The following is a 12,701-nucleotide window of genomic DNA, read 5'->3' as shown; positions in this document are numbered from 1 at the left end:
TCACCCGGCAGACCCCGGGCCCGGGGAGTCGAGAGCACCGAGAATCTCGATTCCCCGGGCCCGCGTCTCGTCGGTGAGGAGTTCGGGGACCCGTGCCAGCGTCAGCATCGCGTCAGCGACCCGGGCCGGGGTGTCGTCCGGGATCGGGGACCGCGTCCGGCGCCGGTAGGTGATGACGTTCTCCACCAGGCCCACGAGCATCGCCACGTCGACGTCGGTGACGGCCTCCCCCGTGGTGCGTTCGAGCAGGACCCGGTAAGCCTCGTGCAGTGAGTCGCGGACCTCGTGGAACTCCCTGAACTGATCGCCGTCGAGCTCCGGATCGAAGTAGAGGACCCCCAGATTCTGCGGGTCCTCGTGCAGCAATCCCGCATCCGCGTACGCCAGCGCCCACAACAGGACGTGGCCCGGGGCGTCGCTCGTCAGCAGTCTGTCGGCGATCCGATGGGACGGGATCACCGTGCCGAGCACCAGCCGGAGCAGGATCTCGTCCTTGGACCCGAACCAGTGGTAGACGCTGGCCTGCTGCAACCCCGCGCCCTCCGCGATGGCCCGGGTGCTGGTCCGGCCGAAACCTCTGGTGACGAACAGCTCTCCCGCGGCGTGCAGGATGTCCTGCTCGCTGCCGAGCCCTGTCGGCGACCCGGGGTTGCGGCGCGGCCGGCCACGAGTCTTGGTCACCCGGCCGAGGTTATCAATCCCCTGTCGAGCGCGACGCGCTGGTCGCCGCCGGTCGCAGACTGGTCGCTCCGGCCGCTCAGACAGCCGCAACCTGCCGGCGCCGGAACCCGACCAGGCCCACGGCCACGAGGATCCCCGCCAGGACGGTGACGAGCAGGAACGGCACCACGGCGAACTCCTCCACCGGGACCGCCGCGAGGTGGTGCAGTGGCGAGAGGGACCGGAGCCACCCGGGAAGGTCCAGCAGGTCAGCGAAGTTGGTCACCAGGAACATCAGCGCGACCACCGCCCAGCCGACGGGGGCCGTCAGCCGCGGCGCCCAGCCGTACAGCACGGTTCGTCGCCAGCGGGTCCCCACCCATTGGCAACGACGCCGTACACAAGCGGCGAACTGCGAACTACCCGCGGGCGGCCACTGCTTGTTTGGCGGCCTCGACCAGGTGATCTGCCGCACGGCTCATCTTCTTCAACTCCGCGTCGGTCAAGTCCTGGTGCGTGTAGGCAGCCTTGTTCTTCAGGTTGAGCAGGGTGTTCAGATGTCGCTCGGATCCGCTGTCCGCCAGCTTCAGCAAGGCGACGGCCTCGCTGTGGTTGCCGGTGTTGGAATGCACGCCCAGCCGCACGCAGCAGATGACGTCCGAGGCGGCGATACCCGCGTCCACGTACAGGTCCCCGGCGGCGTTGGGCATATCCAGTCCGAGATGGTCTGCGGCGTCAAAGAACTCGTTCGCTTTGGACAGACGCCCCGCGGTGACCACCGCATCGCAGTTCCGCTGCCCCGCCATCACGACCTCCTTCCCGAGCGCAGCTGCGCGATGAACCAGGCCCGTGTCCCCGCGACGGTCAGGCCCTGCTGTGCCACGTCATCGAGCAGGGGCTCACCTGCGTCGACCGCAGCGCGGAACTCGTCCTCGGCGAACTCGACGATTCGGCCTTCGTTGCCGGTCCAAGCGGTAACCAGCCGGGCGAGTTCAGTCACCCGCTGCTCCCAGACGTCATTCCCGTAATCGGTGGCGCGCACCAGGAACAGGTCGATGTCGCTACTGAGCGTCATGCGCCCCGTCGCCGCCGACCCGAACACCGCGCCGTACCGCAGCGCCGTCCCCCACTCGCCCAGGTGCTGGGTGAGACGGCTCAGGAACGTGGAGTTCAACCGTGATAGCTCCATGATCGGCTCGGTCGCGAGGTGCTCGGTGTTGAGGCGGTAGGTGTGGGTCCGGCCCACTTCGTCGTGCAGCACCACGCCCTGAGCAGTGAGGCGGTTGAGGACTTTGCGGATGCCCTCCCCTGACGCGGTGGAGAGGATCCGCTGGACCTGGCTGACCGTGAACGTGACGTCCGCGCTCGCCAGGACCGCCAGCACGTCGCCGTCCAGTGTCGGCGTCACCGTGGCGAACGGCTTGTTCAGCTGCACACTCCACACCCCATTTCTCCAACTAAAGTTAGAGTAGCACAACTATAGTTGGAGAATGTCGAACGACGTCGTGGTTATGCGTGCTGTCGAACCCAATCGGGGACCGCAGTGGCCGTAGCAGACATCGCCACCGCCTTGCGCCTTGTTGTCAGACAGCCGCAACCTGCCGGCGCCGGAACCCGACCAGGCCCACGGCCACGAGGAACCCCGCCAGGACGGTGACGAGCAGGAACGGCACCACGGCGAACTCCTCCACCGGGACCGCCGCGAGGTGGTGCAGTGGCGAGAGCGACCGGAGCCACCCGGGAAGGTCCAGCAGGTCGGCGAAGTTGGTCACCAGGAACATCAGCACGACCACCGCCCAGCCGACGGGGGCCGTCAGGCGCGGCGCCCAGCCGTAGAGCACCGCGCAGACTCCCAGTACCACCAGAACCGCCGGGATGGTGCCGAGGTGCGCGCCGATCACCCCGCCGGCGAGCGATCCGTCGCCGGTGACGCCCACGGCGGCGAGCGCCGTGAAGACCCCGGTAACCAGGAGGATGAGCGCCGCACCCACCGCAACCACGTCCAGGTGCGCGCCCGCCCACGAGACGCGGCTGACCGGGGTGGCCAGTACGAGGTCGGCGCGGCCCCGCCCCTCCTCGTCCCAGAGGGACTGCAGCGCGTAGACCACGTAGGCGGCGGTGAGGACGGCGATGAATGACCCGAGAAAGGACACATAGCCGTTGACCAGGCCCTGGGCGCCGAACATGTCCTGCATCGCCTGCGGCATGTCCTGGCTCGCGCTGAGCATGGCGTCGGTGAACGCGCCGTTGACGGTGCCCAGGACGACGATGGCCGCGCCCCACCCGAGCAGGGCGCCCCGCTGGAGTCGGGCGGCCAGGCCCACCGGCTGTCCGAGGAACCGGCCGGCGTGCGCGGGTCCGGGGCGGGGGGCGAGGAGGCTCGCGCCGAAGTCGCGGCGCGACTGGAGGACGTACGCGGCGGCGGCACCGACCACGGCGACGACGACGAGGGGGAGCAGCGGCCACCAGCGGTCGTACACGTAGGGGGCCGTCTGGGCTGCCCACCCGAGGGGCGAGGCCCAGGACAGGGCGGTGCCGCCGACGGCCGCCATGTCGCCGAGCGCACGGAGGATGAAGGAGACCCCGAGCACCAGCCCGGCCATTCCCGCGGCCGCCCGCGAGTACGCACTGAGCTGCGCTGTGACCGCCGAGATCCCGGCGAACGCCATACCGGTGAGCGCGGTGCCCAACCCGATGAGCAGGGAGCCGAGGGGGGCGAACCCGCCTGCGACCGCCAGTCCTGCGACCACCACGCACGCGAGGGCGTTGGTGATCCCGGCGACGATCAGGGTGGCGGTGAGAGCGGAATGTCGGCCGGTGACGCTGGCGCGGATCAGCTCGGCGCGGCCGGTCTGCTCCTCGACGCGGGTGTGCCTGGTGACCAGCATGATGTTCATCAGCGCGGCCAGGAGGAACAGGTACGGGGCGTAACCGGCGGCGAAGAACCGCTCGAAGGTGGGGGCGTCCATTCCGAAGGCGGGGCCGGTGAACATCCGCCCGACCGGTTGGGTGAACAGGGGCACGACCGCGGCCAGGTCCTCCTCGGTGGGCGCCAGCTGAGGGAGGGCGGCACCGATGTAGACCACGAACAGGCCGAGGCCGCCCACCCAGGCCGGGAGCTTGATCCGGTCCCGCCGCAGGGAGAACCGCACGAGGGTGCCGGTGCCGGCCAGCGCGGAAGCGGACCCGGTGGTGTGTGCGCGCTCGCGGGTGGCCGTGGGTGGGGTTGTCGTCGCGCTGCCGGTCGTCGCACTGCCGGTCGTCGCACTGCCGGTCGCCGCACTGCCGGTCATCGCGCTGTCCCCGCCTCAGCAGCGTCGCCGTAGTGGCGCATGAGCAGCTGCTCGAGGGTTGGGGGATGGGCGACCAGCGAGCGGACGCCCAGTGGGGCGAGTGCACGAACGGCCTCGTCCGTCTTGTCCCCGTCGACCTGGAAGCGGACCTCGTCGTCGTCGATCTCCACGGCGTGGACACCCGGGACCCGACGCAGGTCGTCCGATGGTCGTTCGGTACGGGCGACCATCGTGGTGCGGGTCATGTGGCGCAGCTCCTCCAGGCTCCCGCTCTCCACGGTGCGACCCAGTCGCACGATGGAGATGCGGTCCGCGAGCGCCTCGACCTGCGCGAGGATGTGGCTCGAGAGCAGGACGGTGCGGCCGGCGGCCTTGACCTCACCGATCGCGTCCTGGAACACGACCTCCATGAGGGGGTCGAGGCCCGCGGTGGGCTCGTCGAGCAGGAGCAGTTCCACGTCGGAGGTCAGGGCGGAGATCAGCGCCACCTTCTGCCGGTTGCCCTTGGAGTAGGTGCGGGCCTTCTTGGTGGGGTCCAGGTCGAAGCGCTCGCACAGGGCGTCTCGACGGCGCTTGTCGAGCGGGCCACGCAGTCGGGCGAGTAGGTCGATCGCCTCCCCGCCGGTGAGGTTGGGCCACAGTTCCACGTCCCCTGGGACGTACGCGAGTCTGCGGTGGAGTTCGACGGCGTCCGTCCACGGGTCGCCCTCGAGCAGTCGGACGGTGCCCCCATCGGCGCGCAGGAGGCCGAGCAGGACGCGCATGGTGGTGGACTTGCCGGCGCCGTTGGGTCCGAGGAATCCGTGCACCTCCCCCCGCGTCACCTCGAGGTCCAGGCCGTCGAGGGCGCGCGTGGTGCCGAAGGTCTTGACCAGCCCTCGCGCGGAGATCACGAAGTCGTTCATGGTGGTCACTACTCCTTGTCGGGATCGTCGAGGGTGTCGAAGGCGTCCGCGAACCGGTCGATGGTGCCGGGTTCGAACACGCCCTGGGTGAACAGCTCCACGACCGGGAGCATGTAGGGGGCGAGGTTCTCCGGCGGGGCCTCGGTGTCGAGGAAGTCCACGCCGAGCAGTCGTTTCATGTGCTCGTGCAGGACCAGCGATCCCAGCGACCAGAGCACCAGCACGACGTTGCGTTCCCGCGGGTGGGCGCTGGGCTTGATGAGGCCGGCCTCGACGGCGGCGCCGGTGTAGACCTCCGCGTCGGCGACCATCTCGTCTATGAGGTGTGCGATGTGATCGCCCCCCTCTGAGAGGGTTCGGGCGAGGTAGCGCAGCAGAGGGCGACTGTCCTCGATCTGCCGCAGCGCGAGGAGCGGATCCAGCTGCGGGCCCTGGCCCATCGCTGACTCCTTGCCCTGGCGCACCAGCCGCACCACGTGCTCGTCGCAGGCCTGGTGCAGCCGGTCCTTGCTCCCGAAGTGGTGGAGGATCAGCGCCTGCGAGACACCCGCCTCGGCGGCGATGGTCTTGAGGCTGGTCCCCTTGACACCGTGCTCGCCGAACCCGGAGATCGCGGCGTCCAGGATGCGGTCGGCTCCACTTCGATCGGCCCCGCTGCGGGCCGGCTCGTCCTCGGGCACAGCTACCACCTCTCGTCGCTGACTGATTATTCAGTCAGCGTAGCCCTGACTGAACAGTCAGTCAACGACGGTTCGGGGGGTGACGGTTCAGGGGCTGGCGGTTCAGGGGGCCGGCGGTTCTCTCGCTTCGAGCGTCACACTGCCTCACGCGATTATGGTTGGTACGTGACCGTGCGACTCTGCGTTCTCCTGTGGCCGTACCCCGGCAGGGAGGGCGCCCTGCTCCGGTACGAGAACCGGGTCCTTCCCCTTATTGCCGAACACGGCGGAACCGTCTGTTCGCGCGATCAGGTCCTTCGTGAGTCGGACGCAGATCCGTCCGAAGTGCAGCGCATCGATTTCCCGGACGCCCGGGCCCTCGACGCATTCATGTCGGACCCTCGCCGTATCCGGCTCGAGCACGAACGTGAGGCCTCGATCGCTCGAACTGACGTCCTACGGCTGGCCTAGAACCCAGACAGGAACGTGGCTCCGAGGGCTGTGCCGAGGGGGCTCTCGCCGAGGACCTTCATCCTCACATCGCACCGGTGGGAGCCGATTCCCGGTTCTTCTTTCCGATCTGCCGAAGCCTGCCGATCACGAACCATCCGAGCAGTATTGCGAGGATGACGAGCACGACGTTGGACAGTATCCCGCTCCACTGTTCGAGCGCTGGTTTGATCGCGGGGCCGAACGCGAATCCCATTCCTATCCAGATCGCGTTCCATATGCCCGACCCGATCGCCGTGTACGCCGTGAAGTGCAGGAATGGCATTCGCTCGATTCCCGCTGGAATCGAGACGAACGAGCGCACCAGGGGAACACATCGCCCGAGCAATACGGCGACACCGCCCCATCGGCGGAAGAATGTCTCCGCTTTGTCGAAGTCCTCGAAGTCCAGAAGCGGAGTACTCCCGACGAGACGCCTTGTCCGGTCCCGGCCGAGCGCGGCTCCGATGACGTACCAGATCCAGGCGCCCAGCAGCGCCCCCGCCGTCGCCGCGGCCCAGGCGATCCAGAAGCTCATCCGACCCTCGTAGGCCAGGAATCCTGCCACCGGCAGCACCGCCTCCGACGGGATCGGGGGAAGGAATGTCTCCAACAAAATTGCAAGACCGACCCCGACCTCGCCCAGGCTCTCCATGAGGTTCAGGACCCACCCGATGAACCCGCTGTACCCTTCGGCGGGATTGGTGGTCGCGGTCGGGGCGGCAAGACTGATCACCTCTCACTACCCTTCTGCGTGCCACTCGGGGGCGACTCAGGGTCGGACTTCGGTGGTTCCTCCGACGACGGGACGGGTCGCCGCGCACCGGCGCGCCCGGAGTCCTGGGGCAGGAGATGCCTGAGGATGTCGGAGATGGTGATCACTCCGATGAACCGGCCCTGGTCCGTCACCGCGGCAAGCTGTTCGCTGCGCTCGCGAGCCTCGGCGAGCGCCTCGTACACCGGCGTGCGAGCGTCGAACACCATCACCGGGCGCGCAAAGTCACGTGCGTGCACGTCTGCGGGCTCCATCAACGTGTCACGCACATGAACCACCTCCGGGGTGGGCGAATTGTCGTCCTGGAGTAGCACCCGCGTGTGGCCGGTGCGCGTTGCGGCCTGTTGGACCTGGGCCACGGTGGCTCCGGCCGGGACCGCGGTGGGTGCCGTCGAGGTATCGACGAGTGCTCCGATGTCCAACTGGTCCAACCCGAGCGCACCGGACAACGGGGATCTGAACGAGTTGTCGAGGGAACCCGCCGTCGCCGAGTGTTCGACGAGCTGGCGGATGGTGGCCGCGTCCTGCCCACCCACGGCGGCACGCTCAACGGGCGTGACGCCACTGGCGGAGACGAGGCGGTTGGCTACTGCGTTGACCCACCGCAGCAGCGGGCGGAACACCCAGATGAACCCTCTCGAGGGCAGGCCGATGAACTTGGCGGCGAACTCCGGGTGCGCGATCGCCCACGACTTCGGCGCCATCTCCCCCACCACCAGATGCAGGAAGGTCACCAGGAGCAACGACAGCCCGAACGCCACGCCACCAGCGAGTTGGGCCGGTGCGCCCCACGAAGTGAAGACCGGGCCGAGCCACGAGTCCACGGCGGGCTTGGTGACCGCACCGAGGGCGAACGTACAGACCGTGATGCCCAACTGGGCACCGGCGAGCATGAGGGTCAGCTCGTTCATCCCGCGAAGCGCCGCGCGGGCGGATGCACTGGTCGCCGCATCCTTCTCGAGCCGGTGTTGGCGCGCGCCGAGAAGTGCGAATTCGATCACGACGAAGAACGCGCTCAAGACGATGAGCGCCGTAGTAACAGCCGTGACAACCAACGGGTTTCCCATCACCGCACCTCGCCCTTGCCAGTCGCGTCGTCATCACCGGCGTCGATGGAGACGGCGCCACCGCGTTCCAGAAGACGAATCCTCAGCTCACTGGGCACCAACCGCGCCAACTCGAGCACCTCGATGTCCAGAGCCACTTCCCGTGGATGGTCGGCGATCAGCTCGCGGGGATCGATCGGCAGATCAACCCGCACTGTCTGCCCCACCTCGGGCAGGCGCCCGTGCGCGGCGATCGCCAGACCCGCCATGGTCTCGTAGTCGCCCTCGGGAAGTGTGTGTCCAAGTGCCCGCTCGGCCTCGTCGATGTGGACGTCGCCATCCATCCGCCAGCAGCTCTCACCCTCGCGGGAGATCACCGAATCCGCCTCGACGTCGTGCTCGTCGGACAGTTCGCCGATCAACTCCTCGGCGAGGTCTTCGATGGTGATCACGCCGGCGAAACCCCCGTACTCGTCCACTACCGCGGCGAGCTGGGCCTCTGAATCGGTCAAGCTGAACAGCGCATCCGGTAGCGACATCAACGAGGGGACCACCACAACCGGGCGCATGAGCTCGGTGACCGGCGCATCGGGCTCCAGAGTCCACCCGAGCACATCCACCAACTGCACCACTCCCACCGGCTCCTGCTCGTCGGTGACCACGGGATATCGGGTGTGTCCGGTGGCCATCATCACCTTCACCTCCCCGACCGTGGCATCTGGTGAGATCACGCTGGTCTGAGACCTCGGAACCATCGCGTGCTCGACCGTGCGATCCGGAAAGTCCAGAATTCTGTCGATGAGGACGGAGAGATTCTCGGGCAGATCACCACTGCCCCTGGCGTCAGCAACGATGCGTTCGAGGTCCTCCGCCGTGGCGGTGGTGTCCAGATCGTGGACCGGTGTGACCCCGACCATCTTGAGCAACAGGTCGGCCGACCGGTCGAACACCACGATGAGCCACCCGAACACTGTGAGGTAGACGGTGGTCGACCTGGCCAGACCGCGGGCCAGGGGCTCCGGGCTGGCCAGCGCCAGGTTCTTGGGATACAACTCGCCGAAGATCATCTGCACCACCGTCGCGGCGATCAACGCCAGCACGGTACCCACCGTCACACCGACCGCGGCGGGGACGCCGGCCCCACCCAACAGGGTTCCGAGAGATTGGCCCACCAGGGGTTCGGCCACGAACCCCACCAGCAGTCCGGTGACCGTGATCCCCAGCTGGGCACCCGAGAGCATGAACGAGGTCCGCTGGGTGACCTTCAGCGCCCGCGCTGCCGAGACGTCCCCCGCCTCCGCCCGCGCCTTGAGCCTGTTCCTGTCCACGGACATGTAGGCGAACTCCTGGGCCACGAAGTAGCCGTTCGCCGCGATGATCGCCAGGATCACCAGGATTCCCAGCAGCAGCATCAGGAGCGTCACGCCCATCAGAACGCTCGCTCACGTGATCGCGGTTCACGGTGCAGCGACCACGGATTCCGCGGTGACAACGGCCAGGGACAACTCGGGCCCGGGTCGTCAACCGACCCGGGCCTCTCGCAGGGGGTACCCATCAGGGGATTTCACTCGCTCCAAGTCTGAGATAGACGAACTCGTCGACTCCGAGTATTACGCAAGACGGTCGGTGCGGCCACCCGGCGCACCTACCCGGCGCACCCACCCCGCGTGAAGGCGAACCCGACCACGCCTCCCCCGCCAGCGACTGGCCCTGCGACACCTCGCCCGTCTGTGGTTAACTGAACTGCACCAGAAGGGGAGTATCCCTCACGCGTTTCGTCGTCACTACGGTCCTCGGACCCGGCGGAGCGGGCCCGTAAGGGTCGGGAGAGACCTTCGATCACTCTTGATCGAAAGGCCCCTGACTATGCACACCCCCCTTTGGCTCTGGCTTGCCGTCCTGGCGTTCATCGTCGTGATGCTGGCGATCGACCTCGTCGCCCACCGCAAGGCTCACGTCATCGGCGTCCGAGAAGCCGCCACGTGGTCGGCTGTCTGGGTCGCGCTCGGCGTGGGCTTCGGCGCGATCATCTGGGCGTTCTGGGGCGCCGAGTTCGGCCAGCAGTACTTCGCCGGCTACCTCATCGAGAAGTCCCTCGCGGTGGACAACGTCTTCGTGTGGGCCATCATCTTCGCCCACTTCGCGGTCCCGGCCCAGTTCCAGCACCGCGTGCTGTTCCTGGGTGTGCTCGGTGCGCTGGTCTTCCGCGGGATCTTCATCGCCGGCGGCGCGGTACTCATCGCCAACTTCTCCTGGGTGCTCTACCTCTTCGCCGCATTCCTGCTGTACACCGGCTTCCGGATGATCCGTCAGCGCGACGAGCACCTCAACCCCGACCAGTCCCGAGTCCTCACAGCGTTCCGTCGCCTGGTCCCCATGACCGATACCTTCCACGGCCAACGCCTGCTGGTCCGCAAGGGCGGGCTCATCATGGCCACTCCCCTGCTGGCCGTGCTGGTGCTCATCGAGACCACCGACATCGTTTTTGCCGTCGATTCGATCCCCGCCATCTTCGCCGTCACCGACGAGGTGTTCCTGGTCTTCACCGCCAATGCCTTCGCCATCCTGGGCCTGCGAGCGATGTATTTCCTGCTGGCCGATCTCATCCACCGATTCGTCTACCTCAAGATCGGCCTGGCCCTGGTCCTGATGTGGGTGGGCGTCAAGATGCTGCTCAAGATCGATGTGTTCTACATCCCCACCGCCATCTCCCTCGCGGTCATCGCGGCAATTCTCACCGTCTCGGTCGTCGCAAGCCTTCGCGCCACCAGGGGCCAGGAACGTCAGGGCCTGCCCACGCCGACCGAACCCCCCTTCAGGGTCGCCACCGCCGAGGAGGACGCCGCCCTCGACCCCCTCTGGCGGGTGCGAGGTGGAGCCACAGCCGATGAGTTCGGGAAACGGTGACCGGCAAGTCGTGCGAACTCGGGTTGCTGTTCGGACGCGCGGAGCAAGTCGGCTCGACGGGCTCGCCTACCGCGAGCCTTCCCTGGCAGGAACCGGAGGCGAGCGGGCGGCGGTAGCATTCGAGGCGGTCGCGGCGAGTCTGTTGCGAGAACCAGTCAGTCACCTCGACAGTGCATGGGAGGCCCAGTGACCGAAGACCACTTCACCGGCACGTCGTACCGCAACGGCGCCGGGACCACCTCACTGGTCACCGGAATCATCGCCGCGCTGGCCTCCCTGGTGCCCTTCATCGGCGGCGCGATCACCATCGCCGCCGCAGTGGTCGCCCTCGCCAGTGGCTGGGTCGGTCTGAAACGAGTAGACCAAGGCGAGGCGTCGAACCACCGTGACGCCGTCATCGGCATCGGCCTGGGACTGGCGGCACTGTTCGTGGCGTTTCTCGTCTTCGCCGCGACCAACAGCGCGTAGTAGTGCCCCTGAAGCTCTGTTCCGCCTAGTTGCTGCCGGACCGGGGAACCCGGACCCGGGCCCAGCCCGCCGTCTCCTCCGCCGCGCGATGGGTCTGTTCGAGGAATGTCAGGACCATGGCGTCGGGATCCGGCGCCTGTCGCACGAGGTGGTACGGCAGCACGTATTCACCAAGCCCGGTGTCCCAGTACGCGGGGGCCTCGACCGCCGGATGGGAGTCGTACCCCTCGGGGTGGGGATAGGCGTACGCGTAGAAAACGCCCTCCTCCGCACCACCCGGCCAGTACCCCGCGCTCGACACCTCGTCGCTGTAGGCCTCGTGCATGACCCGGTCCGGGCAGTTCGGGACGCCACCGGGGTGCTCGGGGGCGGAGCGTCCGGAGAACCGGGTGACGGCCAGATCGAATGCACCCCAGAAGAAGTGGACGGGTGAGGACTTTCCCCGGAACCCGCCGCGGAACGCGGACAGGACTCCGTGCGCGCTGACCAGCGACCTCCAGAAACGGGCCACCGCGTCGGCGTCGTACGACGCGTGCGTGGTGTCCTCGGCGAACGGGATCACCTCCGGCAACTCGACCGGGGTCCCGACGATGGTCACGTCGAACCCGAGATCGGCCAGGTGGCCGGTGTACTCGGCGTGGAAATCGGCGACGGTCCCCGGTTCGAGCGCCATCCGACGGGTGCTGCCGTCGGTGACGAGGAGCAGGAGTTCGTGACTGACGAAGTCGAAGCGGATCTCCAGGCCTCGGCCTCCGGCGACCATCAGAGACGTGGTGAGCCCCCGAGCGTCCACGTACAGCGGGACACCCCACCAGTGGTTGATCTCCGGCCCGAGGGCCATGCGCGTCTTGCCGACGATCTGGGTCCACAGGTGAAGTGTGTCCCTGGTGTCGATCCACGACTCGAGGGGCAGGTCCGGCCAGGGCTCGACTCGTGTGTCCATCGACACATGATCCCCGATCTCGGGCCCGGACGACACCCCCTGCGTCCCCCGATACCCTGCGTTATCCGCGTCGACGGCGGCCGGGGGACCGGTGCCGTTGGACAGCGTCGTGGTTGCCGCACCGGGCAGTGCAGTAGCGCCGCCCACCGTTCCGGCTGGTGTCGACGAACACCTCGGGGCACCCCGATCGGAGGCAGGCCCCCAGACGACCGCCCTCCGATTCGACCGCGAAGATCGCCAGACCACCTGCGGTGATGGCCCTGACGCGCTCCACCACGTCGTCGCCGTCGGCCGCGAAGTGCAGGTGGGGTTTGTGGGCCTATATCGTTTTCGGTGCTGGGTTTTCCCAGCTCAGCAGCCCGCTAGGGTTGACGGTGGGAGAGGTTCGGTGAGCGCGGTTGTCGGCTGAGGGTTGTGCCTCGTGAACAGAGAATGCGACACCGGATCTGCCCCGCCACATGGCCCGTTTGAAGGGAATTGACGGACTGGCCTGGCAGAGGTGTTCTGTCGACTGGTCGCGCCGGATGACACGTAAGCACGGGCACACCCTGGCGGC

The 12,701-nt window shown here is 67.8% G+C and carries 15 protein-coding genes; 3 read left to right on the top strand and 12 right to left on the bottom strand.

Annotation, left to right across the window (positions count from 1 at the left end; translation table 11 throughout):
• The 7 genes from A6048_RS01025 to A6048_RS01000 all read right to left on the bottom strand — a co-directional run bounded on the left by A6048_RS01025 (position 1) and on the right by A6048_RS01000 (position 5,538).
• The gene (locus A6048_RS01025; RefSeq protein ID WP_159110318.1) at positions 1 to 681 is read right to left on the bottom strand and encodes a TetR/AcrR family transcriptional regulator; all 681 of its coding nucleotides are present in this window, start codon (positions 679 to 681) and stop codon (positions 1 to 3) included.
• Positions 682 to 757: 76 nt separating this feature from the next.
• Positions 758 to 1,039, bottom strand: coding sequence for a hypothetical protein (locus A6048_RS18155; protein WP_162533917.1), 282 nt, complete (start codon positions 1,037 to 1,039; stop codon positions 758 to 760).
• A gap of 40 nt (positions 1,040 to 1,079) precedes the next feature.
• The gene (locus A6048_RS01020) at positions 1,080 to 1,466 is read right to left on the bottom strand and encodes a hypothetical protein (protein ID WP_107747838.1); all 387 of its coding nucleotides are present in this window, start codon (positions 1,464 to 1,466) and stop codon (positions 1,080 to 1,082) included.
• A complete protein-coding gene (locus A6048_RS01015) occupies positions 1,466 to 2,095 on the bottom strand; it encodes a nucleotidyltransferase domain-containing protein (protein ID WP_107748076.1) in 630 nt (209 codons plus the stop codon). The genes A6048_RS01020 and A6048_RS01015 overlap by 1 nt, the downstream gene beginning before the upstream one ends.
• 148 nt (positions 2,096 to 2,243) lie before the next feature.
• Positions 2,244 to 3,953, bottom strand: a complete 1,710-nt coding sequence (locus tag A6048_RS01010; RefSeq protein ID WP_107747837.1) for an ABC transporter permease — start codon at positions 3,951 to 3,953, stop codon at positions 2,244 to 2,246.
• Entirely contained in the window at positions 3,950 to 4,858 is a 909-nt protein-coding gene (locus tag A6048_RS01005) for an ABC transporter ATP-binding protein (protein ID WP_107748075.1), read from the bottom strand. Before A6048_RS01005 ends, A6048_RS01010 begins: the two co-directional genes overlap by 4 nt.
• 8 nt (positions 4,859 to 4,866) lie before the next feature.
• Positions 4,867 to 5,538, bottom strand: coding sequence for a TetR/AcrR family transcriptional regulator (locus tag A6048_RS01000; RefSeq protein WP_146166356.1), 672 nt, complete (start codon positions 5,536 to 5,538; stop codon positions 4,867 to 4,869).
• Between the two features lie 165 nt (positions 5,539 to 5,703).
• Between A6048_RS01000 and A6048_RS00995 the strand changes: the two genes are divergently transcribed.
• Positions 5,704 to 5,988: a DUF1330 domain-containing protein gene (locus A6048_RS00995; RefSeq protein ID WP_107747835.1), complete on the top strand. Its 285-nt coding sequence runs from the start codon at positions 5,704 to 5,706 to the stop codon at positions 5,986 to 5,988.
• A 64-nt stretch (positions 5,989 to 6,052) separates the two neighbouring features.
• Here A6048_RS00995 and A6048_RS00990 read toward each other — a convergent pair whose 3' ends face one another.
• From A6048_RS00990 to A6048_RS00980, 3 genes are read right to left on the bottom strand one after another with little or no spacing between them, the layout of a single operon-like run.
• Positions 6,053 to 6,742 carry a DedA family protein gene (locus tag A6048_RS00990; RefSeq protein ID WP_235027248.1) on the bottom strand — a complete coding sequence of 230 codons (690 nt, stop codon included), beginning with the start codon at positions 6,740 to 6,742 and terminating at the stop codon, positions 6,053 to 6,055.
• Positions 6,739 to 7,848, bottom strand: coding sequence for a CNNM domain-containing protein (locus tag A6048_RS00985; RefSeq protein WP_107747834.1), 1,110 nt, complete (start codon positions 7,846 to 7,848; stop codon positions 6,739 to 6,741). The genes A6048_RS00990 and A6048_RS00985 overlap by 4 nt, the downstream gene beginning before the upstream one ends.
• Positions 7,848 to 9,257, bottom strand: a complete 1,410-nt coding sequence (locus A6048_RS00980; protein WP_107747833.1) for a hemolysin family protein — start codon at positions 9,255 to 9,257, stop codon at positions 7,848 to 7,850. Before A6048_RS00980 ends, A6048_RS00985 begins: the two co-directional genes overlap by 1 nt.
• Positions 9,258 to 9,693: 436 nt before the next feature.
• Here A6048_RS00980 and A6048_RS00975 point away from each other — a divergent pair, with 436 nt between their 5' ends.
• Together A6048_RS00975 and A6048_RS00970 are read left to right on the top strand one after the other, a co-directional pair.
• Entirely contained in the window at positions 9,694 to 10,734 is a 1,041-nt protein-coding gene (locus tag A6048_RS00975; protein ID WP_107747832.1) for a TerC family protein, read from the top strand.
• Between the two features lie 186 nt (positions 10,735 to 10,920).
• Entirely contained in the window at positions 10,921 to 11,202 is a 282-nt protein-coding gene (locus tag A6048_RS00970) for a hypothetical protein (protein ID WP_235027249.1), read from the top strand.
• A gap of 25 nt (positions 11,203 to 11,227) precedes the next feature.
• Here the strand turns inward: A6048_RS00970 and A6048_RS00965 are convergent, their stop codons facing one another.
• Both A6048_RS00965 and A6048_RS18755 read right to left on the bottom strand, forming a co-directional pair.
• Positions 11,228 to 12,145, bottom strand: coding sequence for a DUF5996 family protein (locus tag A6048_RS00965; RefSeq protein ID WP_107748073.1), 918 nt, complete (start codon positions 12,143 to 12,145; stop codon positions 11,228 to 11,230).
• 61 nt (positions 12,146 to 12,206) lie between these two features.
• The gene (locus A6048_RS18755) at positions 12,207 to 12,419 is read right to left on the bottom strand and encodes a CGNR zinc finger domain-containing protein (protein WP_268817308.1); all 213 of its coding nucleotides are present in this window, start codon (positions 12,417 to 12,419) and stop codon (positions 12,207 to 12,209) included.
• Positions 12,420 to 12,701: the final 282 nt, after the last annotated feature.

It is taken from the genome of Dietzia psychralcaliphila, assembly GCF_003096095.1.
Classification (GTDB): domain Bacteria; phylum Actinomycetota; class Actinomycetes; order Mycobacteriales; family Mycobacteriaceae; genus Dietzia; species Dietzia psychralcaliphila.
Note: the sequence above shows the minus strand (reverse complement) of the source record. Positions and strands in the feature narration are given on the sequence as shown.

What these genes read in the sequence shown, in the direction of transcription:
- A6048_RS01020 (WP_107747838.1), bottom strand. Translation starts at nt 1,466, where the DNA reads ATGGCGGGGCAGCGGAACTGCGATGCGGTGGTCACCGCGGGGCGTCTG.
- A6048_RS01010 (WP_107747837.1), bottom strand. Translation starts at nt 3,953, where the DNA reads ATGACCGGCAGTGCGGCGACCGGCAGTGCGACGACCGGCAGTGCGACG.
- A6048_RS01005 (WP_107748075.1), bottom strand. Translation starts at nt 4,858, where the DNA reads ATGAACGACTTCGTGATCTCCGCGCGAGGGCTGGTCAAGACCTTCGGC.
- A6048_RS00985 (WP_107747834.1), bottom strand. Translation starts at nt 7,848, where the DNA reads ATGGGAAACCCGTTGGTTGTCACGGCTGTTACTACGGCGCTCATCGTC.
- A6048_RS00980 (WP_107747833.1), bottom strand. Translation starts at nt 9,257, where the DNA reads ATGGGCGTGACGCTCCTGATGCTGCTGCTGGGAATCCTGGTGATCCTG.
- A6048_RS00975 (WP_107747832.1), top strand. Translation starts at nt 9,694, where the DNA reads ATGCACACCCCCCTTTGGCTCTGGCTTGCCGTCCTGGCGTTCATCGTC.
- A6048_RS00965 (WP_107748073.1), bottom strand. Translation starts at nt 12,145, where the DNA reads ATGGACACACGAGTCGAGCCCTGGCCGGACCTGCCCCTCGAGTCGTGG.